Annotated in this window: 18 protein-coding genes and 1 tRNA gene; 8 read left to right on the top strand and 11 right to left on the bottom strand. The window is 67.1% G+C overall.

The features are described 5' to 3' along the window. Positions 1 to 97: 97 nt before the first annotated feature. From ACTIE5_RS24630 to ACTIE5_RS24620, 3 genes are read right to left on the bottom strand one after another with little or no spacing between them, the layout of a single operon-like run. Complete coding sequence (locus ACTIE5_RS24630) at positions 98 to 1111, bottom strand: PDR/VanB family oxidoreductase (RefSeq protein WP_439552373.1); 1014 nt, start codon at positions 1109 to 1111, stop codon at positions 98 to 100. Positions 1112 to 1125: 14 nt separating this feature from the next. Beyond that, positions 1126 to 1851, bottom strand: a complete 726-nt coding sequence (locus ACTIE5_RS24625; RefSeq protein ID WP_439552372.1) for a GntR family transcriptional regulator — start codon at positions 1849 to 1851, stop codon at positions 1126 to 1128. Position 1852: 1 nt separating this feature from the next. After that, complete coding sequence (locus ACTIE5_RS24620) at positions 1853 to 2905, bottom strand: aromatic ring-hydroxylating dioxygenase subunit alpha (RefSeq protein WP_439552371.1); 1053 nt, start codon at positions 2903 to 2905, stop codon at positions 1853 to 1855. Between the two features lie 251 nt (positions 2906 to 3156). Between ACTIE5_RS24620 and ACTIE5_RS24615 the strand changes: the two genes are divergently transcribed. Further along, positions 3157 to 4140: a Bug family tripartite tricarboxylate transporter substrate binding protein gene (locus tag ACTIE5_RS24615; protein ID WP_439552370.1), complete on the top strand. Its 984-nt coding sequence runs from the start codon at positions 3157 to 3159 to the stop codon at positions 4138 to 4140. A gap of 55 nt (positions 4141 to 4195) precedes the next feature. Here ACTIE5_RS24615 and ACTIE5_RS24610 read toward each other — a convergent pair whose 3' ends face one another. Then, positions 4196 to 4651: an Lrp/AsnC family transcriptional regulator gene (locus ACTIE5_RS24610; RefSeq protein ID WP_439552369.1), complete on the bottom strand. Its 456-nt coding sequence runs from the start codon at positions 4649 to 4651 to the stop codon at positions 4196 to 4198. 110 nt (positions 4652 to 4761) lie between these two features. On the opposite strand from ACTIE5_RS24610, the gene ACTIE5_RS24605 reads away from it, so the two are divergent. Both ACTIE5_RS24605 and ACTIE5_RS24600 read left to right on the top strand, forming a co-directional pair. Next, entirely contained in the window at positions 4762 to 8190 is a 3429-nt protein-coding gene (locus ACTIE5_RS24605; RefSeq protein WP_439552368.1) for an indolepyruvate ferredoxin oxidoreductase family protein, read from the top strand. Positions 8191 to 8360: 170 nt separating this feature from the next. Further along, positions 8361 to 8933, top strand: coding sequence for a hypothetical protein (locus ACTIE5_RS24600; RefSeq protein ID WP_439552367.1), 573 nt, complete (start codon positions 8361 to 8363; stop codon positions 8931 to 8933). Positions 8934 to 8978: 45 nt separating this feature from the next. On the opposite strand, the gene ACTIE5_RS24595 is transcribed toward ACTIE5_RS24600, so the two are convergent. Beyond that, entirely contained in the window at positions 8979 to 9695 is a 717-nt protein-coding gene (locus ACTIE5_RS24595; RefSeq protein WP_439552366.1) for a response regulator transcription factor, read from the bottom strand. After that, positions 9692 to 11293: a sensor histidine kinase gene (locus tag ACTIE5_RS24590; RefSeq protein WP_439552365.1), complete on the bottom strand. Its 1602-nt coding sequence runs from the start codon at positions 11291 to 11293 to the stop codon at positions 9692 to 9694. The genes ACTIE5_RS24595 and ACTIE5_RS24590 overlap by 4 nt, the downstream gene beginning before the upstream one ends. Positions 11294 to 11526: 233 nt before the next feature. On the opposite strand from ACTIE5_RS24590, the gene ACTIE5_RS24585 reads away from it, so the two are divergent. Together ACTIE5_RS24585 and ACTIE5_RS24580 are read left to right on the top strand one after the other, a co-directional pair. Continuing rightward, complete coding sequence (locus tag ACTIE5_RS24585) at positions 11527 to 12837, top strand: tyrosine-type recombinase/integrase (RefSeq protein WP_439552364.1); 1311 nt, start codon at positions 11527 to 11529, stop codon at positions 12835 to 12837. Positions 12838 to 13451: 614 nt separating this feature from the next. Next, positions 13452 to 14570 carry a DUF3631 domain-containing protein gene (locus tag ACTIE5_RS24580; protein ID WP_439552363.1) on the top strand — a complete coding sequence of 373 codons (1119 nt, stop codon included), beginning with the start codon at positions 13452 to 13454 and terminating at the stop codon, positions 14568 to 14570. 1042 nt (positions 14571 to 15612) lie between these two features. Here the strand turns inward: ACTIE5_RS24580 and ACTIE5_RS24575 are convergent. Beyond that, positions 15613 to 16302: a GIY-YIG nuclease family protein gene (locus ACTIE5_RS24575; RefSeq protein ID WP_439552362.1), complete on the bottom strand. Its 690-nt coding sequence runs from the start codon at positions 16300 to 16302 to the stop codon at positions 15613 to 15615. Between the two features lie 636 nt (positions 16303 to 16938). Then, positions 16939 to 17028, bottom strand: a tRNA-Ser gene (locus ACTIE5_RS24570). A gap of 110 nt (positions 17029 to 17138) precedes the next feature. On the opposite strand from ACTIE5_RS24570, the gene add reads away from it, so the two are divergent. Further along, positions 17139 to 18281, top strand: coding sequence for an adenosine deaminase (gene add, locus ACTIE5_RS24565; protein ID WP_439552361.1), 1143 nt, complete (start codon positions 17139 to 17141; stop codon positions 18279 to 18281). Between the two features lie 113 nt (positions 18282 to 18394). On the opposite strand, the gene ACTIE5_RS24560 is transcribed toward add, so the two are convergent. Continuing rightward, positions 18395 to 19378 (bottom strand): tripartite tricarboxylate transporter substrate-binding protein, encoded by a 984-nt coding sequence (locus ACTIE5_RS24560; protein WP_439552360.1) that lies wholly within the window; start codon positions 19376 to 19378, stop codon positions 18395 to 18397. 234 nt (positions 19379 to 19612) lie between these two features. On the opposite strand from ACTIE5_RS24560, the gene ACTIE5_RS24555 reads away from it, so the two are divergent. Then, positions 19613 to 20602 (top strand): Bug family tripartite tricarboxylate transporter substrate binding protein, encoded by a 990-nt coding sequence (locus ACTIE5_RS24555; protein ID WP_439552359.1) that lies wholly within the window; start codon positions 19613 to 19615, stop codon positions 20600 to 20602. 62 nt (positions 20603 to 20664) lie between these two features. Here ACTIE5_RS24555 and lepA read toward each other — a convergent pair whose 3' ends face one another. Further along, the gene (gene lepA, locus ACTIE5_RS24550) at positions 20665 to 22470 is read right to left on the bottom strand and encodes a translation elongation factor 4 (protein WP_439552358.1); all 1806 of its coding nucleotides are present in this window, start codon (positions 22468 to 22470) and stop codon (positions 20665 to 20667) included. A 60-nt stretch (positions 22471 to 22530) separates the two neighbouring features. Then, the gene (locus tag ACTIE5_RS24545) at positions 22531 to 23688 is read right to left on the bottom strand and encodes an MFS transporter (RefSeq protein ID WP_439552357.1); all 1158 of its coding nucleotides are present in this window, start codon (positions 23686 to 23688) and stop codon (positions 22531 to 22533) included. 124 nt (positions 23689 to 23812) lie between these two features. Between ACTIE5_RS24545 and ACTIE5_RS24540 the strand changes: the two genes are divergently transcribed. Then, entirely contained in the window at positions 23813 to 24217 is a 405-nt protein-coding gene (locus ACTIE5_RS24540; protein WP_439552356.1) for a VOC family protein, read from the top strand. Positions 24218 to 24222 lie beyond the last annotated feature (5 nt).

Here is a 24222-nt window from a genome sequence, read left to right as displayed (position 1 = left end):
CCACCAAACAGCCGCCCGACAGCAATGTCCGGCGGCTTTTTCGTGCGCAGAACGCAAATCCACAGGCCGGTCGGGGCAGGTACAACTTGTCTCTCCCTCAGCGCGTGCCTGCCGCGTGGCCCGGTTCCAGGGGCGCATCGCCACGCCAGGCCGGATCAACGGTGATGCTGTCCCCCACGACACGGGAGACGCAGGCGCAGAGCCGGCGGTTCTCCCGGTGCTGCCGGTCAGAGAAGAACACGTCCCGATGGTCGATCCGGCCATCCACCGCCAGCACGTCCACCGCACACAGGCCGCATTCGCCTCGCCGGCAATCCGACAGCACGCCGATACCGGCCGCCTCGAGCGCCTCCAGCATGCTGGAATCGGCGGGCACGGTGATGTCGCGGCCCAGCCGTGGGATGCGCACCGTGAAGGCGCCGGGCGCGGCGTGGCCGGAGGAGCCGAAGGTCTCGAACACCAATCCCGCTGGTGGTCGCCCGGTGGCGGACCAGGCGCGCCGCGCGGCTTCAAGCAGCCCGATCGGGCCGCATACATAGACTTCCGCACCCGCCGCCAGGCCGGCGAAGGCTGTGCCGAGATCCGGGCGTCCGGCCTCATCCTCCGCCTGCACCACCAGGGCATCGCCCAGCAGCGCGGTCAGTTCCGGCAGATAGGCCATGCTGCTGCGCGACCGGCCTGCATACAGCAGGCGGAAGCGGGCGCGCTGCCGGAGGAGCACCTCCGCCATGCCGATCAGCGGCGTGATGCCGATGCCCCCGGCCAGCAGCAGCACCTCCGACGCACCGGGTGCCAGGTCGAAATGGCTGTGGGGGCGGGAGATGGTCAGCCTCGCCCCCGGCTCCAGTGCCCACATCGCGCGCGACCCGCCGCGGCCCTCATCCTCCCGCTGCACGGCGATGCGCCAGGCCCCGTCCCGGGCCGTGGCGCCGACCAGCGAATAATGCCGCGTCGCCGGGCGGCCGCCGAGGTCGAGCCGGATGCGCAGATGCGCGCCGGTCCCGTAGGGGGGCGCTCCCTCGTCCGGCACCAGCGTGAATTCGCGGATGCCGGGGGTAAGGGTCCGGGTCGCGCGCAGCGTGGCCGAGATCCCTTCGTCGTCGCGTTCCATGGCGTCTTCCTGCTTCAGGCCCAGCCGCGCCGGCGGATCAGGGCACCGCCCGGCACCAGGCGAAGTGAGTCCTGGTTGCGCATGACGAAATCCAGGTTCCGTCGTGCCAGCCGCGCATGTTCGCGCATCAGGGCCTCGGCGCGCGCGCCCTCCCGATGCTCGATCGCATCGACCACCGCCCGGTGATGCTCCTGCGCGGTGGTGAGGACGCGGTGCGCCTCCGGCAAGGCGGCCTGGGCGAGGACGAAGCCGGAGGGGGAGGCAAAGGGCAGCGCGACCACGCGGCCTATCTGGCGTGCGACGACGGAGCTTCCGGCGGCCTCCACCAGCAATTCGTGGAAATGTGCGTTCAGCGCGACGTAATCCGTGAAGTTCGCCTCCCGGATCGGGGGGCTGGTGGCCTCGTCCATCCGGGCGACCAGGCGCTTCATCTCTACCAGCGCTGCCGCGGGGGCACCCCGTTCGGCAGCGAGCCGGGCTGCGTGGCCTTCCAGCGTCCCGCGCAACTCGATGGCGTCCTTGATCTCCTCCTCCGCGAAGGACCGCACGGCGAAGCCGCCGGAGGGGATGGGTTCCACCAGGCCTTCTTCCGCCAGCCGCGCCAGGGCCGCGCGCACGGGCGTGCGCGACGCGCCGAGCCGTTCGGCGACGGAGGGTTCGGACAGGCGGTCGCCGGGGGGCAATTCACCGCTGACGATCAGGTCGCGCAGGCGGAGCTGAACCGAGAGGGTCTGCGACATGCTATTCGGCCGCCACTGCCTGCGGCGCACGCTCGGCCGCGATCATCGCCTGGATGATGCGACGCGCCCACATCGATCCCGCATCGATGTTGAGGTTGTAGAAGATGTGGTCGGGGTTCTCGTCCATCGCGCGCTGCTGAGCCTCCACGATCGCCTCGTCCTGCGCGAAGATGCGCGTCACGCCCTGCTTGATCTGCGTCGTGACCAGTTGTTCGTGCAGGCGGTAGTCGCGGGCATTGGCCCAGAAATAGTGGCAGGTCCGGTCGGTGGCGGGGGTGATGGTGTTGATCACCACCATGCTGACGCCCTGGCTGCGGTCGCCCTGCGGCGCGCCGGTGCCGGTGGCAGCAACGCCGACGTCGATGGCGACGGTGCAGGGGGCCTCGAAGCGGATGATCTGCCAGCGATCCACGCGGCCCGGGCGGCCGAATTGCGTGCGCCAGAAGGGCGGGGGCTCGATGTCGATCATCCAGCGGGTGACGGTCGTGGTGCGTTCGCCATGGGTGACGTCGAAGGGTGCTTCCGCCACGTGGTCGTCACCGATGCTGTCCGCGTGGATGAAGGTCTCGTGCGTCAGGTCCATCAGGTTGTCGACGATCAGGCGGTAGTCGCACTGCGCATGGATCAGGCTGCCGTCGCCCGCCCAGGCGGGGTCGCTGTTCCAGCGCAGATCGGGGATGAGGGCGGGATCGGCCAGGGCCGGATCGCCGGGCCAGATCCACACGAAGCGGTGGCGTTCCACGACCGGGAAGCTGCGCACCCTGGCGGCGGGGTTGAGGGTTTCCTGGGACGGCATGTGGGTGCATCGGCCGCGGGCGTCGAAGCGCAGGCCGTGATAGCCGCACTGGACCTCGTCCCCCCGCAGCTTGCCCATGGAAAGGGGCAGCAGGCGATGCCAGCAGGCGTCGAGGAGGGCGACGGCGCGGCCCTCCGTGGTGCGGAACAGCACGAGCTTGCGGCCGCAGATGGTGCGGGGGAGGAGTTCGCGCTTGACCTCATGGTCCCAGGCGGCGGCGTACCAGGCGTTGAGGGGGAAGGTCTGTTCGGTAGCCATGCTGGTTGCGTCCCGGTGGCGTGCCGGTGCTGTATACAGCCTGTCCTTTTTGGTGACAACGGGAATCGAAACCGACCATCGGGCGCCCCAGCCTGGCGGTCCCGGCGACGATTGGTCGCCCGACTGGCGTGATTCGGAGTGAGTTGAGTGATGTATGGACGGAACGTCACGTTTTCCTGCATACAGCCGCCAGGGTGACGCGCTGGCTCAAGGCTCGCCCACGCATCGCCGTCACGGAGGATCATCAGGAAATGCCCATCACCCGCCGCCAGGCCGCTCTGGCGATGCTCGCCACGCCGCTCCTCGCCCGGCCGGCGCTCGCCCAGGCCGAAGCCTACCCCGCCCGTGCGCTGCGCTTCGTCGTGCCCGTCGCCGCGGGGGGATCGGCGGATGCGCAGGCACGCCTCGTCGCGCAGCGCCTGTCCGAACGCTGGGCGCAGCCCGTGGTGGTGGAGAACCGCCCGGGGGCCAACGGCATCGTCGCCGCCCAGGCCTTCATGCAGGCGCCGCCCGACGGGCATACGATCTTCGCCACGCCCTCCGGCCCCATCGCCATCAACCCGCATCTGTACCGGCGCCTGCCCTACGACCCGATGCGGGACTTCGCCTTCGCCTCCCTCATCAGCGTCATCCCGCTGGTGCTGGTCGTGCATCCCTCCGTCCCCGCCAACACCCTGCAGGAATTCCTGGCGCTGTCGCGGCGGCTGGGCGACGGGCTGACCCATGCCTCCGCCGGCATCGGCACGCCCTCCCACCTCACCATCGCCATGACCCGATCCATGGGGCAGGGCGGCAACCCGACGCATGTGCCCTTCGGCGGCTCCGCGCCGGCGCTTACCTCCCTCGTCGGCGGCCAGACCATGGCGATGTGGGATGCCGCCTTCTCCGCCGCGCCCTTCGTGCGGGACAACCGCCTGAAGGCGATCGCGGTCGCGCATCCGGAACGCCTCGCGATGCTGCCCAGCGTGCCGACGACGGTCGAGCAGGGGGTGCCGGAGTTGATCTCCTCCACCTGGATGAGCCTCTGCATGGCGGCCGCCACCCCCACCGACCGGGTGCGGCGCTTCTCCGCGGAGGTGGACCAGATCCTCCGCGTGCCGGAGATGCGGGACAATCTGGCGGCGCAGGGCGCCATCGTGCGCGGCGGTACGCCGGATGATTTCGCCGCCTTCGCCCGCGCGGAATCCGACAAATGGGGCCGCCTGGTGCGGGAGACCGGCGCGACGATGGACTGAAGGCCGTGGCGGCGCTGCCGGCAGGTGGCGCCGCCCTGCCTACCCCCGGGCAGGTTCACCCAGGTATCGGCGCCATCTCCTGCTTCAGGCATTTCAGGGCGAAGCTGGTCCGCGTGTGCCGGATGCCGGCCAGGCGGTACAGCCGCTCCCGCAGCAGCGTCTCGTAGCCCTGGGTTCCGCTGACGGCGACCTTGATCATGTAGTCGTATTCGCCCGTGATCAGGTGGCATTCCAGCACTTCCGGGATGGCGTTCACCGCCGCCTCGAAGCGCCGCAGGCTTTCCTCGTCATGGCGCTCCATCATCACCTCGATGAACACCGTGTCCGGCAGGCCAAGCGCCGCCTGGTCCAGCAGCGCCGCATAGCCGCGGATCACGCCCGACTGTTCCAGCCGCTTCACCCGAGTCCAGCAAGGGGAGGGCGACAGCCCCACCTCCTCCGCCAGCTCCGCATTGGTCAGCCGGCCCCGCCGGGCGAGGGCCCGAAGGATCTTCCTGTCGATGAGGTCCATGCAGCAGATCCTCCCGTTCTTTCGGCGCTGCACAACAGACTACGGGAGGACTCCCTGGTGCCGCCAGGGCATCCTCCCTATGGTCCGGGACAAGATAGGGGAGACGTCGCATGGGCAGCCTCAACCGCCCCGAAGCGAGCCTCGATGACAAATGGGACCTGGCCGGGGAGCCGGTGGTCCTCACCGGCATCCAGGCCCTGGTCCGCCTGCCCTTGCTGCGGCGGGAACTCGACCGCGCGCTCGGCTGGAACACCGCGGGCTACATCAGCGGCTATCGCGGCTCGCCCATCGGCGGCTACGACAAGGAGCTGGAGAAGCAGGCCGCGCGCCTGGCCGCAGCCGACATCGTCTTCAACCCCGGGCTGAACGAGGATCTGGCGGCCACCGCGGTCTGGGGCACGCAGCAGGTCCCGCTTTCCGCCGGCGCGCGGCATGAAGGCGTCTTCGGCATCTGGTACGGCAAGGGCCCGGGGCTGGACCGCAGCGGCGATGCGCTGCGCCACGCCAATTCCGCCGGCACCTCGCCCAGGGGCGGCGTGCTGGCGCTGTCGGGGGACGATCCCTCCGCCAAATCCTCCACCGTGACCTCAGGCTGCGAGATCACCTTCCAGGACCTCGAGATCCCGCTGCTCGACCCCGCCGAGGTGGCGGAGGTGCTGGAATTCGGCGTGAAGGGCATCGCGCTGTCGCGCTTCGCCGGCACCTGGGCCGGGATGAAATGTATCGCGGAGACGATGGACGCCTCCGCGACGCTGCGCGTCGATCCCGGCGCCTATGTGACCCATGCGCCGAACGGGGTGGAGATCCCGCCGGGTGGGCTCCACATCCGCATCCCCGATCCCTCCGCGCTCGAACAGGAAAGCCGGCTGCGCCGGTTCAAGCTGCCGGCCGCCATCGCCTTCGCCCGCGCCAACGGCTTCGACCGCCTGGTGATCGATCCGCCTGCGGCGCGCTTCGGCATCGTCGTCCGCGGCAAGGCCTTCGCCGCGCTGCGCCAGGCCCTGGTCGATGCGGGCATCACGCCCGATGTCGCGCGGCGGGGCGGGCTGCGCATCTGGAAGGTGGGCCTTGCCTGGCCGCTGGATGCCGAAGGCGCCCGCGCCTTCGCGGAGGGGCTGGAGGAGGTGCTGGTGGTGGAGGACCGCCGCGCCTTCCTGGAGCCGCAGCTCAAGAACGCCTTCTACGGCATGGACCGTCGCCCGCGCGTCGTCGGCAAGCAGGATGAGCGCGGCGCGCCACTGCTGTCCGAACTGGCGGAACTCGACACCGCCGCGATCCTGCGCGCCCTGGCCGCCCGCCTGCCGGAGGCGCTGCGCACGGAAGCACTGGCCGCCCGGATCGCCGAACTGGATGCGCTGGCCCGCGCGGCGGCGGAGCCGCTGGTGGTGCGCGAGCCCACCTTCTGCCCGGGCTGCCCACACAACACCTCCACCCGCCTGCCCGAAGGCTCCCGCGCCATGGCGGGCATCGGCTGCCACTGGCTCACCACCAAGATGCCGGAGCGCAACAGCCAGCCCTTCACGCATATGGGCGGTGAGGGCGTCACCTGGCTCGGCATCGCGCCCTTCACGGATGAGGCGCATGTCTTCGCCAACATCGGCGACGGCACCTTCGCCCATTCCGGCAGCCTCGCGGTCCGCGCCGCCGCCGCGGCGAACGCCAATATCACCTACAAGGTACTCGTGAATTCCGCCGTGGCGATGACGGGCGGCCAGGCGGTGGAAGGGGCGCCTGGCGTGCCGCGCATCGCGGCCCAGCTGCGGGCGGAGGGCGTTCAGCGCATCGCGCTCGTCGCCGATGATCCCGATCGCCACAGGGCCGATCCGGAGATGCCCACCGGCATCACCTATCACCACCGCAGCGCGCTGGATGCCGTGCAGCGCGAATTGCGGGAGGTGAAGGGCATCAGCGCCCTCATCTACGACCAGGAATGCGCCACCGAACGCCGCCGCAAGCGCAAGCGCGGCACCGCCGCCGTGGCGGAACGTCGCGCCGTGATCAACCCGCGGGTCTGCGAGGATTGCGGCGAATGCTCCCGCGTCTCCAACTGCATCGCGGTGGAACCGCTGGAGACGCAATGGGGCCGCAAGCGGAAGATCGAGCAATCCGCCTGCAACCAGGACCTGTCCTGCGTGCAGGGGTTCTGCCCGTCCTTCATCACGCTGCTGGGCGCCGAACCGACGCGGCCGGCATCGCCCGCGCGGCCCGACGGCGCGCTGCCGGACCCCGTGCTGCCACAGCCCGTCGATGGGCGCGCCTGGAACGTGATGGTGGCCGGCGTCGGCGGGCAGGGGGTCACGGCGCTCGGCGCGATCCTGGCCATGGCCGCGCATATGGATGGGCGGCCGAGCCGCAGCGTCGATACGCTCGGCTTCGCGCAGAAGGGTGGCGGCGTCTATGTGCAGCTGCGCATCGGCCAGCCGGGCACGGATGAAAGCACCATCCCGGCGCCGCGCATCGGGGCGGGCCAGGCGGATCTGCTGATCGCCTCCGATATGGTGGTGGCGCATGGGCGCAATGCGCGTCCGCTGCTGGGCGCCACCCGCACCGTGGCGATCGTCAATGCGGACCTCGCCCCCACCGCGCAATTCGTGCGCGACACGAGCACCCGCTACGACGATGCGGGGATGATGGCGAGCCTCGCCGCCGTGACGCGCGAACTGCATGCGGTGAACGCCGCGACGGAGGTGAGCGGCACCTTCGGCGACGCGATCTACCTCAACATCTGGCTGCTCGGCATGGCGTTCCAACGCGGCCTGGTGCCGGTCTCCGCGGCCGCGATCGAACAGGCCATCCGCCTGAACGGCGCCCAGGTGGAACGCAACCTCGCGGCCTTCGCACTCGGCCGCCAGGCCGCGATGGAAGGGCGGGACGCGACCCCGCGTGGACCGGAGGCGCTGGAGGCGCTGGTCGCCCGCCGCGCGGCCGACCTGACGGACTACCAGGATGCGCGCTACGCCGGCCGCTACGCCGATTTCGTCGCAGCGGTTCGCCGCGCCGAACAGGCCGCGATGCCCGGGGAGGACAGGCTGTCCCGCGCCGTCGCCAGCCAGCTTTATCGCCTGATGGCCTTCAAGGATGAGTATGAGGTCGCGCGGCTGCACAGCCTGCCGGAATGGCAGGCGCAGCTGGCCAAGCAATTCACTGGCACGCAGCGGATCGAGCTGCACCTCTCCCCGCCCGCGATATCGAAGCAGGACCCCAACACGGGCATGCCGGCGAAGCGCGCCTTCGGGCCCTGGATGCTGCGCGCGATGGGACTGCTGCGGCATGGCAAGCGGCTGCGCTTCACGCCGCTCGACCCCTTCGGCCATACGGAGGAGCGGCGGATGGAGCGGGCGCTCGTCGACGAATACCGCGACGCGATCGAGGGCTTCCTGCGACAGCTTTCCCCCGCCACCCATGCCGCGATCTGCGACTGGGCGGAGGCGGCTGCCGGCATCAAGGGCTTCGGCCCCGTGAAGGCCCGCAACGTCGAACGCACCCGCGCCCGCTGGGCGGAGATCGCAGGCGGGATCGCCATGCCGCCTTCGCGCTGAAACGCCCCCTGGTGAAGGTCACGCAACAGCCGGCCGGCGCCCGCCCCGTTCATCCTGCGTTCATCTGCCGCGCGCTTCGCGTTCATGCCCCCGACAGCCGGCTGCCATCCCGGGGGTCCATCTTCCGGTCAGGGGCGCAGTGCCAGCGCCTGGAAGATGGAGATGTCAGCATGTCCCGTATCGCCCGCCGCGTTACCTTCGGCTTCGGCCTTGCCCTCGGCCTGTCCACGGTCGGCTTCGATGCCGCGGCGCAGACGCCGCTGCGCAACGACAACATCACGCTGGAGGAGGTCGTTGCCGCCCAGCGCGCCTGGGGCGAGGGCCTGGTGAGCATCGCGACGGCGCATCGTGAAGGCGGGCCGGAGCGTGGCCGCGCGGTCGCGGCCCAGGTCCTGGACGGTGCCTATGGCTACGCCACCGGCCCGGTGCTGTTCAAGCCCACGCTGACCCAGGGGCCGCAGACCTTCCGCGTCACGCGCGAAGGGGCGCTGGCCTACTTCGCCGGCGGCAACCCCGCCTTCCCGAATGACAGCGGCTTCGCCTTCAACAACTGGGCGCGGGTCGAGGTAGCGAACGCCGCCATCTTCATCGTCGGCCGCACGGCGATGACGCAGGGCAATGTCCGGATCATCGATACGCAGGGCCGCGTGACGACGGTGGACAAGAGCTGGGGCTTCCATCGCGACGATGCCGGCGTGGTGCGGATCGTCCTGCACCATTCCTCGCTGCCCTACACGCGCTGAGGATGCGGCGGGCGGGTGCCACGGCGTCGGCACCCGCTTTGCGCATCAGCCCTTGGGCGGCGCCGCATCCAGCCGGTAGCCGAGCCCGCGCACCGTCTCGATCATCGGCGTCGGGAAGGGGTCGTCGATCTTGGCGCGCAGCCGCCGGATATAGACATCGACGACGTTGGTGAGGGGATCGCTGCTGGCGCCCCAGGCGGCGGCCAGGATGCGTTCGCGGCTCAGCACGCGGCCTGGCGCGGAGATCAACAGGTCGAGCACCGCGAGTTCCCGCGCCGTCAGCCTGATCTCCACGCCCGCCCGGCGCGCGACGCAGCGCGCCCGGTCCAACTCCAGGTCACCCAGGCGCAGGCAGTCTGGCCGGGTTGGCCTCGTCTCCCGCCCGCGCCGGCCCAGTGCCTCGATCCGCGCCAGCAATTCCTCGAAGGCGAAGGGCTTGGCGAGGTAGTCATCCGCCCCACCGCGCAGGCCCGCGACGCGCGCCGCCGTGCCGTCATTGGCCGTGAGGACGAGGATGGGCAGGTCGTTGCGCTCCGCCCGCAGCGTTGCCAGCACCTCCATCCCCGACAGGCCCGGCAGGTTCATGTCGAGGATCATCATCGCCGGCTCGCCCGTGCCGGCGCCCTCCCGCGCCAACTCCCGCGCGGCCTCCAGCCCATCCGGTCCGGTCCTAGCCAGGCGGATGCGGTAGCCTTCGGCGCGCAGGCCGCGTTCCAGGAAGCCGGCGACGCGCGCGTCATCCTCGACGATCAGGACATTCATGCCGCTGCCTCATGCCGGACCAGGGGAAGGCGCAGCCGCGCCACGGTGCCGCCGCCGTCGCGGACGGAGAGGGTGACATCGCCGCGCATGCGTTCGGTCAGGGCCCGGGCGATGGCCAGGCCGAGCCCGGTACCATCGGCGCGGTGGTCGCGCGCCGCAGCCGATCGGTAGCCGCGGGCGAAAAGCCTCGGCACCTCCTCCGGCGCGATACCGATGCCGCGGTCCAGGACCTCCAGCAGCCACTCCCCCCGCACGGTATCGATCGTCTCGCTCACCACCACCTCGCCACCGGGATGGGAGTAGCGCACGGCATTGTCCAGCAGGATGCCGGCCACCTGCCGCAGCCGGCCGGCATCGGCCAGCAGGATGGCGGTGCCGGCGGCGGGCAGGTGGTGCAACACCACGCCACGTTCGCCCGCCATCACCCGCCCTGCCTGGATCACCGCCTGCAGTTGTGGCGTGGCCGCAACCTCCGCCAGATCGACCGACAGCGCGGCGGCTTCCGCGCTGGCCAACACGAGGACGTCCTCGATCAGGGCGCCAAGGTCGAGGGCCGTGCCGCGGATGCGCGCCAGCACATCCCGGTATCCGTCGGCATCCATCGCCCGCGCCCGCAGCGCCACCTCCGCCTCGCCCCGGATCACGGTGGCGGGTGTCCGCAGTTCATGGCCGATATCGGCGAGCAGCTGGCGGCGCTGCGGCTCGGCCTGCGCCACCTGGTCGAGCGCCTGGGTCAGGTCCCGGGTGCGGGCCGCGACCTGGTGCTCCAGCCCCTCCCGCAGCGCGCGTTCCGCCGCCTGGCTGTGCGCGAGGTCCGCCGCCATCTGGTTCATGCAGGCGGCGAGTTCGCCGAACTCGTCGCGGGCCATGCCATCGATCCGGTGGCCCAGGTCGCCGCGCGCCAGGGCGGCCGCCCCGGTACTGAGCCGCTCGACCGGCCGCCGCAACGCCACGGTGAACAGCAGCGCGAGGAGGATGGCGAGGCCGACCAGCGTGGCGGTGCCTGCCGTGACCACCTGGCGCACGCGCCGGAGGGAAGCATCCGCCGCCTCGCGTTCCTGCGCGACGGAGGCCGCCTCGGCACGGATCCCGGCCCGCAGGACCTGCCGGAGATCGGCGGCATCGGCTGCCTCGAACAGCGCATCGAGCCGCGCCCAGGCCGCCACAGGATCGCTCGGCGGCGGCTGGCCGGGCAGCCGTCCGACCTCCGCGCGCAGCGACTGGATCGAGGCCTGCAGCGCGCTGAGGGCGGCCTGGCGGGGCGCGTGCTGCGACAGGTCCTTGCCGCGGATCCGGTCGATCTGTTCCGCCGTCTCACTGGTGGCGCGCAACGCCGCGATACGATCGGTCATCGACCCCAGCAGGCTCTCGCCGACCGCCGGATCGGGCCGCGCGCCCATCAGCGTCTCGAGCGACCAGGTCTGGAGACGGAGCTTCTCCGCCGACAGCTCAAGCAGCCCGGCCTGCAGATCGGCGGCGAGGCGTCCACGCAGGATGCGGTGCTCGGCTTCTCCCGCGACCCACCAAGCCATGCCGCCGAGCGCGACAGCCAGCGAGCCCATCAGCAGGAAGGCGAGGCGGAGCCGGCGGGAGAACATGCGTTGCCGATACGATCCGACGGATCGGATGTCGAGGGCATCTCAGCTGTGGGGAATGCTGGCGGACAGGGTGTCTGCCAGAGTAGGGGCCAGGGGATGTCAGAGTCGTATAAGATAGAAGGAAAAACAGTGTGGTAGTAGGCGTTCGCGGTCCATCTCCGTCTAGTGCGATCTTCTCCTACCCCCATCGACCATGGGGGTATATATGGGGGTAGAGGATGGGAGGTCCTGCTATGGCTAAGCTCAATGCTCTGTTGGTGAAGAAACTTCGCCATGATCCCGCGAAGGGTAAGCGCCCGGTCAGGTTCCCGGACGGTGATGGCCTCTATTTGCAGATCGCGCCTGGCGCCAAGGGCGACACGAAGTCTTGGCTGTTCCGCTACACGCTGCACGGCAAATCCCGCGAGATGGGCCTAGGGCCGTTCTCGGACAGTGCGCCGGGCGTGACGCTTGCAGAGGCCCGCAAGCGGGCGGCAGGGGCGCGGGCGAAGCTCGCAGAGGGCCTAGACCCTATCAACGATCGGGACGCCAAGGCAGAGAAGGCAAAGCGCGACGCCGCGAAGGCTTCCGCTCACACGTTCGAGGCCGCAGCCCGCGCGTTGGTTGCCGCGAAAGCCCCCGGTTGGCGCAGCGCCAAACATGGCGCGCAATGGCTGGCCACGCTGGAACAACACGCATTCCCCGTCATAGGCCACAAGGCCGTCGCCACCATCGACACGGCTGATGTGTTGGCGGTTCTCAGGCCGATTTGGAGCAAGACGCCGGAAACGGGCTCCCGTATCCGGCAGCGCATTGAGGCGGTTCTTGATGATGCTCGCGTTCAAGGCTGGCGTGACGCGAACCTCGCCAACCCAGCGCTTTGGAAGGGACACCTCTCAGCGACGTTGCCCAGCCCGAAGAAGGTCAGGCCGGTTGAGCATCATCCCTCCTTGCCGTGGCAGGAGATGGGGCCGTTCATGGTGGCGCTCTCTGAACACAAGGGCATGGCGTCAAAGGCCCTCCGCTTCGCCATCCTGACAGGAAGTCGGACGGGCGCCGTGCGCTTCATGAAGTGGGGCGAGATAGACCCCGCAACTAAGGTTTGGACTGCGCCTGCCGCAAACATGAAAACCAAGCGCCCGCACCGCACGCCGCTATCCGCTGCCGCGCTGGCGTTGCTTGAAGAGGTCAAGCCGTTGGCGAAGACCGCCGACGACTGCGTCTTTCCGGGTGCCCGATCCAAGCGCCCGCTGTCTGACATGGCGCTGTCCATGTTGGTTCGCGGGATGGCGTGCGACGGGTTGGGGGAGGGTGAGGCCCCGCGCTGGCGTGACGGTGAAAACCGGCCAGTCGTGCCGCACGGCTTCCGCGCCTCCCTCAAGGGATGGTCGCTCGCGACGGGGTATCCGGACCAACTCTCTGAGTTGGCTTTGGCCCACGCGGACAAGGACAAGGTACGGGCAGCCTACGCACGCGAGGACATGTGCGAGGAGCGGCGCCCGATGATGGACGCGTGGGCACTCCACTGCGGAACGGCGCCAAAGTCGGCGAGCGCATCGGAGTAAGCATCTTCGCAAAGTCAAAGTAGGGGCGTTTCTATAACGATTCTATTTTGAGAATAGACAAGAGATCAACATGACACGAAAGAAGTTTCTTGGATAGCCGCAAGTCGGTCTGGCAAAAGCGAAGTTCCTCGACCTCGGGGCTGGGTGGCTGGGCACCCAAGGCATAAGGTCTTGAAAAGAAACAAAATATTCTCAGCGTGACATATTTGTGGCGTAGTTGAATTTTGCGACGGAGCCGGGTTATCTTGCGGGCATCAACCTCGATTGGAGATGCCCCACGACGTGACCCAACCCACCGTTATCCGTTCGCGGCGGAGCCTGCCGCTTCCACCAACTCCGGCATTTGTAGCTCAAGACCCATTGCTGACGGCCAGAGAGGCCGCAGCCTACCGACGCCAAGGCCTTTCAACCTTCTGGCGTGACGTGCGAGCTGGGACGGTTCCCGCGCCCGTACGCATCACCCCGAAAGCGCCCCGTTGGCGTCTCTCGGGCCTCTGTCCGGCTATGGCCGGAGGGCAGGGGCGGTAACGGCACCACCGTTGAAGGTGCTGGGTTTACTACGATTAAGAAATCTATCGGCTGCATTGCAGCCATCTTGCGTGTGGAAATTGTATATGTCCGGCAATGATACTAAGTCAGAGTTGCTTTCGACGTCCGAAATTTTGGACAAAGTTAACGCAACCTTCAGGCGGCACATGGTGATGAGCGAGGCGCAGAGTGCAGCGGCCTCCCTCTGGGTGGCCCACACATGGGTCTATGAGCGCTTCCAGCACACCCCAAGGCTCAACGTCCTGTCGGCAGAGAAGCAGTCCGGGAAAAGCACTCTGATGGACCTGCTGAACAGTCTGTGCCGCAATCCCAAGAAGGCGGACCAGATCAGTGCCGCCGTGCTACCTCGCTTGGTTGAAAGCGGGGGACGGCTAACGCTGCTGATCGATGAAGCGGATACCTACGTCTCGGGTGACGAGGCCCTTCGGGGAATCCTCAACTCCGGCTTCGAGGCGTCCGGCCGCAAAATCATCAGCGCGCGCACTGGTCCCAACGGCGAATGGGAGCCGCAGGAGTTTGCCACCTTTTGCGCCGTAGGTCTCGCCGGCATTGGTCTCCTGCCGTCAACCATCGCGGATCGGTCGGTCCCAATCGCTCTTCGGAGGAAACTGCCAAGCGAGTCCGTCACAAAGCTCCGGATGCACCGTGCCGGAGTGAAGCAGCTAGGCGAGGCTCTGGCGGCGTGGGCGGAAGCCACCGACCTTAGCCCTCACTCGGAGCCGGAGATGCCGGACGGCTTCTCTGACAGGCAGGAGGATATCTCGGTGCCGCTGCTGGCCATCGCGGACCACGCCGGAGGTGCCTGGCCGCAGCGCACCAGATCGGCGCTGTTGGAGTTGTTCACCGCAGAAGCCAACCGGGAGGCGACGGGAAGCGATGGCGTAACGCTGCTCGGCGATATCCGCGCCATCTTTGAGGCTGAGAAGGCGGACCGGATGTTTAGCGCGGCCATCTGCGAAAAATTGGGGGAGATGGAAGACCGCCCATGGCCCGAGTATCATCGGGGGCAGTGCATAACCCCTGTGCGCCTCGCCTCGGTCCTCAAGTCTTACCAGATCGCTCCCGAAAATTTCCGGGATCGTGATGTTGTGAAGAAGGGCTACGCACGTTCCGCCTTCAAGGATGCGTGGGAGCGATATCTGCCGCCCCTTGGCAAAGAGGCTCCGGGCGCGGAAGAGGGCTAACCCCCAACGTGTAGCGGTGTAGCGCCCCGTGGGAGCATGACCGAGGGGAGGAGGGGCAGTCGATAGGCGCCCCTCCCGATGTATGCGTGCTTTCCCTTACACTCCCAGAACGCCGCTACACCGCTACGGATCGCCAGCCACTAACGCCGCAAGGACACAGGCAACCCAGGATGTGACGGTTTAGATAAGAAATTTGGCCAGGTGGCGTCGAAAGGAGGCGCTCTGGCAACGCGCTGCAAGGGTACGGATCGGCGGCAGAGAATTAGGCTTGTTTTCGCTGCGTTGAAGGTATGCCCCTAGATTATTACCATATCCTATCTCTATAAAAAATCTCCTCTTGCTGTTTTTTATTGGCATGTGGTCGTCCATGACCCAGGCAGCCTTGTGCAACTAATCACAGGGTTTGGCCGCGTTGGCGGGTTTAGCATTTGCAAACTCTGCTGCATTCGCATCGCTCTCGCGGCTTCCGCATTGGCATTATTCTGTAGTTCGACTTGCTGTTTCTGTAGTTCGACTTGCTGTTGTTGATATATGCACTGATTGAAGGCGGGTGTCCCCCGCTGCATCCCAAACGAATCACACAAGCTTGCCAATCCTTGAAAATATGCCTGTCTTTGCAACTCTCTCTGTGCATTTTGCAACTCTCTCTGTGAATTTTCTGTTTGGGCGCTTGCTCTTTGCAAGCAATCCCATCGTGCCCCAGATGCTCGGGGCGTTGTTCGTTGACACTCTTCCACAAGATGTTGGGCTGGTGGTGTTCCACATCCACCAATCATTCCGGCCAGCATAAATGTGACCAAGGTAGTTTTCCGCATATGTTGATTTGCCTCTTCCGGAGCATAAGCGCGCTAACTATTTATCCTCAACTACTCGAATGTGGACGTCAAAGTATGTTGATGGCTTGCCTTTGGAGATAGCAGCTGGCCCGCGTCCGCTCGCTTCAGCTGCGAGCGCGCGTTGCCGTCTACTCCGGACGAGCCACCACAGCGCCATAAGTTGGCACAATTGAGTAAATTAAACTATAGAATTAAACGACAGAACATCATCCCTGGCGGTTTTTTGACCACCTTTCGTGAATTTGCAGCGCTAAATCGTAGGGATTGTCTCTGCAGAGATTTCTGAATAATTCCAGCTGCTGCTCCAAAGAGTGAATATATTTATCATGTTTGGATTTTTCACCAGAAATTCTTTGTTCATAATTCACTTGCGTGTCGTGTGCAAGAACGTGGAGGGAATTTTGCAGATGGGTTATGGTGGATTTTAAATTATTTTTTTCATTTTGTAGCTTAACTAGGGAAGATTCAAGAAGCGCATTTTTTCTTTCTAGGTCTAAAATCTCTCTTTTGAGGGTCGCGACTCCCGCTCCATGCTGGACATTAGTAAATCCCATAATATCGATCATATGGGCGTTTTCTGAAATTGCCGAAACAAAATTATTTCTCGCGTCGCTTACGTCATTAAACTGAAAAAACTCTCTGGCTTGGTTTATCCTTCGGCCCTCAAATTTTTGATGTAAATGGCTCTCGATAAAATAACAATCAATAACAAAAATCGCACAAATTAAATTAAACTTAACTGGAATTCCGGTTGCGGCTGATATCTCTGCAATTCGCTCATAGGGATTTCTTGATGTTCTCCCAATTTTAAATAAACTCGGCATGGCTTCGCATCCAATTAGGTAGCAGAAACCTTCTTGGCGCGGCCTTTCTGATGAGCTATCGTGACCGCTCATTCTTGAGAACCTTTTTTCTTGGGTGATGTCAGAATTTGATGTAAAACCAGAACCATTAAGCCGATGCAAAATACAACAATGCTGAATATTATATCCCCGGGAATCTCAGCCTTCAGAAAACAAGATCGCTGCCCTACAGGACGATCGAAAGCGAGTTCGACTCGGGGGGCACTCTTCCATAACTCGGGGCATGCCTAACCCTAATTCAAGTGCCCGCCGGTACCTAAATTCGCCGGTTATTCTGCCAACTTCCAGCACAGCAGTGCGGGTGATTATTGTAGAGTTTTTCATTCGAGGGCCGCGAGCCTGTCGGCGCGGCATCCAGAGCCAAGCACGGCGGGGGGCTTTTTCTGTCCCCCGGGGTGCCTACCCCACCCCAAAACACGCCTAAACACAAGGCCACTGCGGCTTTCGTCCAAGGCCCCCCCTAGCTACCGAACGGGGTGCGGTGCTCCGAATCGGTACGCACCTTGAGGCGCGTCGTCCGGTCAGTTGGAGGAGGTGACGGGCAGCGGTAGGGCCGCGCCGTCTAGCTCCCTCCACAGGCGTCTCGCCGCGCGGTGGGGGTGGGAATGGGGGTAGGTTTTCCGGGTTTTCAGGAAAACGCCGACAAATCAATGAGATGGGAGGTTCTGGTGGCGGACAGGGTGGGATTCGAACCCACGAGACGCTTTCGCGCCTACACACTTTCCAGGCGTGCGCCATCGACCACTCGGCCACCTGTCCTACGCGGCGGCGTTCTAGCCAGCCGCGGGCGGGGGGGCAACCCCGGCTGGGGGGAAATGCGACGCGTGATTGACGCTCTCCGGGCTGAATAGGAAGGTGGAGCCCCACCTGTGCGGAACCTGCCCGATGTCGCCCGCTGCCTTCCCGCCGAAGACGGCACCGTCGCGCTGATGCCCGGGCTGTCCTTCTCCGACTATCTCGACGCCGTCCCGAAGGTGGAACTGCACCTCCACATCGCCGGCGCCATCCGGCCGGAGACGCTGGACGAACTCGCCTATCTCAACGAACTGCGCCTGCCGAAGCCGGCCGCGGAACTCTATCGGTTCGAGACCTTCTACGATTTCCTCGAAGTGCTGCGCCTGGCCGCGCTGGCGGTCGCGACGCCGCAGGATTTCGCGCGCGTCGCCTTCGAATGCATCGAGGACCTTCACCGGCACGGCAACACGCGCCACGCCGAGATCTTCTTCAACCCGCATTACTCGACACCCACCGGCATCGGCTACCCGGAACTGGTGGATGGGCTGATCGAGGGGCTGGCCAAGGGCGAGCGCGCCTATGGCGTTTCCTCACGCCTTATCGCCTGCATCGACCGCAGCGTGTGCCTGCCCTCGGAAGCGCTGCAGATGCTCGACTGGATGGCGCAGCACCCGCGGCCGGAGGTCGTGGGCATCGGCCTCGATGGGGCGGAACGTGCCGGCCCGCCCTTGGTCTGGGTGGAGGCCTGGCGCCAGGCCGGCCGCGCGGGCTACCGGCGCACCGCCCATCTGTGCGAGGACAACCAGGCACCGTTCGAGGCACCGCCCGCGCATTTCACCCATTGCCGTGATGCGCTGGGCTGCGACCGGCTGGACCATGGCTACGGCATCCTGGCGGACCCGCTGGTGGTGGCCAGGGCGAAGGCGGAACAGGTGCCCTTCACCATGGCCTGCTGGTCCGGCATGAACTTCAACCGCGCTCCGCGGCGGCAGCGCATCAAGGCGATGCGGGAGGCCGGGCTGAACCTGGTGCTCGGCACCGATGACCCCGCCATCTTCGGCACCACCATGGGCCATTCCTGGCGCACGGTGTTCTCGGGCCTTGCCTGGGGCCCGCAGGAGGCGCGGGCACTGTCCCTGGCGGGTGTTGAGGCGAGCTGGCTGCCGGAGGCGCGCAAGGCCGCTCTGCGGGCTTCCTTCAGCGAGGCGCTGGACGCGCTGGAGCGGGACCTGGACCCCGGGGACCGGACGCTGGACCTGGCCGTCACCCGCCGCTGAAACGAAAAGGGCGGCCCCTTCGGACCGCCCCCTCTTCGTACAGCCTCGAAGCCTGCGCCGGCTGCGAAGCGATGTCGCCCCGCTTCGCAACCCGCCCGCGGCAGCCTGACGAATCAGTCGGCGAATTGGCCGGCGGCCTGGATCAGGGGGCGCCACTTGGCGATGTCCGCCTGCCAGAAGGCGCGGTGGGCCTCCGGCGTCGCGCGCTCGATCGCGACCGGCGCCGTGCCGAGGTCGTTGAAACGGCGCGCGATCGTTTCATCCCGCAGGGCGGCGACGAGGGAACGGTTCAGCCGGTCCACGATCGGGCGCGGCGTGGCGCGTGGCGCATAGAGGCCGTGCCAGACGCTGACATCGAAGCCCGGCAGGCCCGCCTCCGCCGCGGTCGGCAGGTCGGGCAGGGCGGCGACGCGGTTCGGCGTGGTGACGGCGAAGGCGCGGATGGTGTTGCCGCGGATCTGTTCCGTGGTGCTCGTGGTCTGGTCGCACATCAGGTCCACGGTGCCCGCGACCAGGTCGTTCATGGCGGGGCCGGTGCCGCGGTAGGGCACCGTCGTCATCGGCGCGTTGATGGCGTGCATGAACAGCAGGCCGCAGAGGTGGCTGGCCGCGCCGATGCCCGCATTGGCGTAGTTCAGCTTCTCGCGGTCCCGCTGGACCACCTGCACCAGTTCCTGCAGGTTGTTGGCGGGGAAGTTGCGGCGGGCGACGAGCGTCATCGGCACGTCGGTGACCAGGCCGATGGTCTCGAACCCGTTGATCGGATCATAGGCCACACGACGATAGAGCGTCGGGATCGTCGCCATGCCGATATGGTGCAGCAGGATGGTGTAGCCATCGGGGCGCGCCTGCGCGACGCGCTGCGCGCCGATCGTGCCGCCGGCGCCGCCGACATTCTCCACCACCACGGGCTGGCCGAGTTCGTTGCCCATGGTCTGGGCGATCAGCCGGCCCACCGTGTCCGTCGGGCCGCCGGCCGCGAAGGGGATGATCATGGTGATGGGGCGCGTGGGGTAGGGGGCCTGCGCCAAGGCGGGGGCGGACAGCATCGCTGCCGCCGCAAGCCCCATCAGCGCGCGCTTGCCGATTCCGATCATTGTGCTGCGTCTCCTCTTGAACAAAAGCGGGTCCCTGTCTCGGGAAAGGCTCGGACCGTTGACGGGTCGTCTATGTCATCCGTTCCAGGCGCGCCAGTTCCGTTTTCGTAAGCGGGCCGGGGCGGGGCGGGCCGCAACCCAGGGTAGGGGTCGCGCGGTTTTTCTGCGCGTGCCTCTTGAATACGATATCATGGATGAAAGATTACAAGAAATCCATAAACAGGGAAGCATCCGATGATACGTCTGAACCGCCGCGCCATCCTGGGCGGCGCCGCCACCCTGCTTGCCGCGCCGCTGGCGCGCCCGGCGCTGGCCCAGTCCGGCCTGCCGGACCGGCCCATCCGCATCATCGTCCCCTACAATGCCGGCGGCATCACGGATGTGATCAGCCGCGGCGTGGCGGTCGGCCTGCAGGCCACGCTCGGCCAGCCGGTGGTGGTGGAGAACCGTGCGGGCGCCAACGGCACCGTCGGCACCCTGGCCGCGGCGCGGGCCGCGCCCGATGGCACCACGATCACGATGGGCATCACCGACACCTTCGCGATCAACCGCTCCACCTTCCCCAATCTGCCCTACAATGACGAGACGGATTTCGCGCCGATCTCCATGGTCACGCGCGTGCCCTTCGCGCTGATGATCGGCGCCCACCGGCGGGAGATCACGGATTACGCCAGCTTCGTCAGGGAAGCGCGGCGAGAGGCCGGGCGGCTTTCCCATGCCTCCTGGGGCGTCGGCTCCTCCTCCCACCTCGCCTTCGAATTCGTCGCCCGGGCGCAGGGGTTCGAGAAGCTGCACGTGCCCTTCGCCGCGCAGGCGCCGGGGATGCAGGCGGTGGCGGCGGGGCAGGTCGATTCCATGATGCTGCCGGTCGGCGGCGCGGAGAGCCTGGCGCGCGACAACCGCGCGCGGATCGTGGCCCTGGCCCATGCGAACCGCATCGACCTGACGCCTGGTGTGCCGACCCTGGCGGAACTGGGCGTGCCGCTGTCCACCGGCCTGTGGCTGGCGCTCTACGCCCCCGCGCGGACGCCGCCCGCCATCATCGCCAGGCTGAACGAGGCGGTGCGCACGGGCATGCGGCATGAGACGACGCAGGCGGTGTTCCGCCAGCAGGCCGGGGTCGCCGAGCCCTCGACTCCGGATGAACTCGCGGCCTTCGCGCGCGCGGAGCGCACGCAATGGGCGCAGCTGGTGCGGGAGAAGAACATCCGCGTCGAGGCCTGACGGGAACCGGGGCGGCGCCCTCTGTGAAGAGATAGGCCGCCCCGGGTGCTAAACTGGCCGCCTCAGGCGTCCATCTTGAGCGCGGCGATGAAGGCGCTCTGCGGAATTTCCACCTTGCCGAACTGCCGCATGCGCTTCTTGCCCTCCTTCTGCTTGTCGAGGAGCTTGCGCTTGCGGCTGATGTCGCCGCCGTAGCATTTGGCGGTCACGTCCTTCGACATGGCGCTGATCGTCTCACGCGCGATGACGCGGCCGCCGATCGCGGCCTGGATCGGAATCTTGAACAGCTGGCGGGGGATCAGCTCCTTCAGCTTCTCGCAGATCTGGCGGCCGCGGCGGTCCGCCTGGCTGCGGTGGGCCATGAAGGACAGCGCGTCCACCGGTTCCGCATTCACCAGGATCGAGATCTTCACCAGGTCGCCGGCGACGTAGTCGTCCACCGCGTAGTCGAAGCTGGCATAGCCGCGGCTGATCGACTTCAGGCGGTCGTAGAAGTCGAAGACCACCTCGTTCAACGGCAGGCGATAGACCGCCATGGCGCGGGCGCCGACATAGGTGAGTTCCAGCTGCTGCCCGCGGCGTTCGCTGCACAGCGTCAGCACGGGGCCAAGGTACTCGTCCGGCACCATGATCGTCGCCTTGATCCAGGGCTCCTCGATCTCCTGGATCACGGAGGGGTCCGGCATGTCGGCGGGGTTGTGCAATTCGCTGCGCTGCCCGTTGGTGCGCAGGATCTTGTAGACGACGGAAGGCGCCGTCGCGATCAGGTCGAGGTCGAATTCGCGGGACAGCCGTTCCTGCACGATCTCGAGGTGCAGCAGCCCGAGGAAGCCGCAGCGATAGCCCATGCCGAGTGCCGCGCTGTGCTCGGCCTCATAGTGGAAGCTGCTGTCGTTGAGGCGGAGCTTGCCCACGCTCTCCCGCAGTTTTTCGAAGTCATCAGCATCGACGGGGTAGAGGCCGCACCAGACGACGGGGACGCTCGGCTTGAAGCCTGGCAGGGCTTCGGCCGCCGGGTTGCGTTCCTCGGTCAGCGTGTCGCCGACATTCGTGTCCGCCACGGTTTTGATGGCGGCGGTGACGAAGCCCATCTCACCGGGGGAGAGGTAGTCCACCGGCACCATCTTCGGCGTGAAGACGCCGACCTGTTCGACGGTGTGGCTGGACCCGTTCGACATCATGCGGATCTTCATGCCCTTGCGGAGCACGCCGTCCTTGACGCGGACGAGGACGACGACGCCCAGATAGGCGTCGTACCAGCTATCCACCAGCAGCGCCTTCAGCGGCCCCGCGGGGTTGCCGGTGGGGGCGGGCAGGCGCGTGACGATGGCTTCCAGCACGCCTTCGATGTTCACGCCGGTCTTGGCGCTGATCATCACGGCGTCCGAGGCATCGATGCCGATCACATCCTCGATCTGCTGCTTCACCCGGTCGGGCTCGGCGGCGGGCAGGTCGATCTTGTTGAGGACGGGGACGATCTCGTGATGCGCGTCGATGGCCTGGTACACATTGGCCAGCGTCTGCGCCTCTACGCCCTGGGAGGCATCGACCACCAGCAGCGAACCCTCGCAGGCCGCCAGCGACCGGCTGACTTCATAGGCGAAGTCTACATGGCCGGGCGTGTCCATCAGGTTCAGCGTGTAGACCAGCCCATCCTGCGCCTTGTAGGCGAGGCGGACGGTCTGCGCCTTGATGGTGATGCCGCGTTCCCGCTCCAGCTCCATGTTGTCGAGGAGCTGTTCCTTCATGTCCCGCAGCGCGACCGTGCCCGTGGTCTGGATCAGGCGGTCGGCGAGCGTGGATTTCCCATGGTCGATATGGGCGATGATGGAGAAGTTGCGGATGCGGTCGAGGGGTACGTCGGTCATGAGGGGCCTGCGGGTTTGAGGCTCACATAGGGGTTGTGTGGCGCGGAGGAAAGCTTTGGCTTAACGCTGGACCAGCAAGGGGCGCAGCCTGAGCATCGCGATAGCCCCCAGCAGCGGCCCCGGGGCCAGCACGGCGAAGGCCCAGTCCCAGCCCAGCCACCCCACTGCGGCCGGCACCAGGAAGATGGTCAGCGCCGTCAGCAGGAAACCCAGGCTGGTCTGCACGGTCAGCATGGTGCCGACATAGTCGGGCGGAGACAGCGTGACGATGCAGGCGGAGAACTGCGCCGAATCCGCCACCACCGCGAAACCCCACAGAAGCGCCAGGCCCAGCACCACCGCCGGCCCCAGCGCCGTGGCCGGCCCGGCCAGCAGCGCGCAGCTGCCCGATACCAGCATGCATAGCGCGGCGACACTCGCCCTGTTCCAGCGATCCGCCAGCAGCCCTGCCGCCACGCAGCCCAGCGCGCCGGATGCCACCACCGCGAAGGTCCAGGGCCCCGCCTGGCCGCCCAGCACCCCCGCCAGGAACAGGCCGACCCAGGCCCACATGGCATAGAGCTCCCACATATGGCCGAGATAGCCGAGGTTCGCGAGGCGCAAGCCCCTGTTCCGCCAGGCCTCCAGCGCCTGGGCCGGGCGGAAGGGCGGGCGGCTGCCCATCAGCGGGCCGGGCGTGAAGGCCAGGATCAGCAGCCCCCCCGCCGCCGCCAGCACCCCCGCGCCGAGATAGGCCGCCTGCCAGCCGAGCCCCACCAGCAGCGTGGGCGCCAGATGCGGCAGGGCGGAGCCCAGCGTGACGGCACCGACCAGCAGCCCGATCAGCAGGCCGAGGTCCCCCTTCGCCCAGCTGGCCGCGAGCTTCATGCCGACGGGATAGACCCCCGCCATCGCCGCGCCCGCCACGAATCGCAGCAGCAGCGCCGCGGTGCCCGATGGCGCCACCTGCGTCTGCGCCAGCGTGGCGGCGGAGGCCAGCAGCGCGGAGGCCAGGAATAGCCGCCTCGGATCGCGCCGGTCCGCCAGCGAGAGCACAGCGGAGACCAGCGTGCCCGCCACGAAGCCCAGCTGCACAGCCATGGTCAGCGACCCCGCCTGGCCCGGCTCGATCAGCCCCTCCGCGATCAGCCGCGGCACCGCGGCGGTGCCCGCGAACCAGACGGACAGCACCAGCACCACCGCCAGGCACAGCACCGCCAGCTGCCGCGTCTTGCCCATCACCCGCCTCCGCCCATGCGCGCCAGGGTGGCGCAGAACAGGGCCGGCGTCAGGCCCGCCGAACCCCTTGCCGGGCGGGGCACATTAATTTACCGATTGGTTAATTGATTGAGGAAGGCCAGCGATGCCCATCCAGCCCTACCTGTTCTTCGAAGGCCGCTGCGAGGAAGCGCTCGGCTTCTACCGGGATGCGCTGGGCGCGGAGATCGTCGCCCTGATGCGCTTCCGCGACAACCCGGACGGGCTGTATGGCCCGCCGGGGTCGGAGGAGAAGGTGATGCATGCCGAGATGCGCATTGGCGATGCCAGCGTCATGGCCTCCGACGGCGGCTGCACCGAGGCCACGCGCTTCGCCGGTTTCGGCCTGGCGGTGACCCTGGCGGATGAGGCGACGGTTGATCGGCACTTCGCGGCGCTGGCGGAAGGCGGGGAGCCGCGGATGCCGCCGGAGAAGACCTTCTTCTCCCCCCGCTTCGGGGTCGTGGTGGATCGCTTCGGTGTGCAGTGGATGCTGATGGTGGCGGGCTGACCGCC

The sequence above is a fragment of the Falsiroseomonas sp. genome (genome assembly GCF_051859025.1).
In the GTDB taxonomy this organism is placed as follows: Bacteria; Pseudomonadota; Alphaproteobacteria; order Acetobacterales; family Acetobacteraceae; genus Falsiroseomonas.
Note: the sequence above shows the minus strand (reverse complement) of the source record. Positions and strands in the feature narration are given on the sequence as shown.

Bases quoted from the DNA above. Each gene is read 5' to 3' on its own strand.
- ACTIE5_RS24620 (WP_439552371.1), bottom strand. From the start codon at position 2,905: ATGGCTACCGAACAGACCTTCCCCCTCAACGCCTGGTACGCCGCCGCC.
- ACTIE5_RS24555 (WP_439552359.1), top strand. From the start codon at position 19,613: ATGATACGTCTGAACCGCCGCGCCATCCTGGGCGGCGCCGCCACCCTG.
- ACTIE5_RS24545 (WP_439552357.1), bottom strand. From the start codon at position 23,688: ATGGGCAAGACGCGGCAGCTGGCGGTGCTGTGCCTGGCGGTGGTGCTG.
- ACTIE5_RS24630 (WP_439552373.1), bottom strand. From the start codon at position 1,111: ATGGAACGCGACGACGAAGGGATCTCGGCCACGCTGCGCGCGACCCGG.
- ACTIE5_RS24610 (WP_439552369.1), bottom strand. From the start codon at position 4,651: ATGGACCTCATCGACAGGAAGATCCTTCGGGCCCTCGCCCGGCGGGGC.
- ACTIE5_RS24580 (WP_439552363.1), top strand. From the start codon at position 13,452: ATGTCCGGCAATGATACTAAGTCAGAGTTGCTTTCGACGTCCGAAATT.
- ACTIE5_RS24560 (WP_439552360.1), bottom strand. From the start codon at position 19,378: ATGATCGGAATCGGCAAGCGCGCGCTGATGGGGCTTGCGGCGGCAGCG.
- ACTIE5_RS24585 (WP_439552364.1), top strand. From the start codon at position 11,527: ATGGCTAAGCTCAATGCTCTGTTGGTGAAGAAACTTCGCCATGATCCC.
- ACTIE5_RS24590 (WP_439552365.1), bottom strand. From the start codon at position 11,293: ATGTTCTCCCGCCGGCTCCGCCTCGCCTTCCTGCTGATGGGCTCGCTG.
- ACTIE5_RS24575 (WP_439552362.1), bottom strand. From the start codon at position 16,302: ATGAGCGGTCACGATAGCTCATCAGAAAGGCCGCGCCAAGAAGGTTTC.
- ACTIE5_RS24605 (WP_439552368.1), top strand. From the start codon at position 4,762: ATGGGCAGCCTCAACCGCCCCGAAGCGAGCCTCGATGACAAATGGGAC.
- ACTIE5_RS24615 (WP_439552370.1), top strand. From the start codon at position 3,157: ATGCCCATCACCCGCCGCCAGGCCGCTCTGGCGATGCTCGCCACGCCG.
- ACTIE5_RS24540 (WP_439552356.1), top strand. From the start codon at position 23,813: ATGCCCATCCAGCCCTACCTGTTCTTCGAAGGCCGCTGCGAGGAAGCG.
- ACTIE5_RS24595 (WP_439552366.1), bottom strand. From the start codon at position 9,695: ATGAATGTCCTGATCGTCGAGGATGACGCGCGCGTCGCCGGCTTCCTG.
- ACTIE5_RS24625 (WP_439552372.1), bottom strand. From the start codon at position 1,851: ATGTCGCAGACCCTCTCGGTTCAGCTCCGCCTGCGCGACCTGATCGTC.
- lepA (WP_439552358.1), bottom strand. From the start codon at position 22,470: ATGACCGACGTACCCCTCGACCGCATCCGCAACTTCTCCATCATCGCC.
- ACTIE5_RS24600 (WP_439552367.1), top strand. From the start codon at position 8,361: ATGTCCCGTATCGCCCGCCGCGTTACCTTCGGCTTCGGCCTTGCCCTC.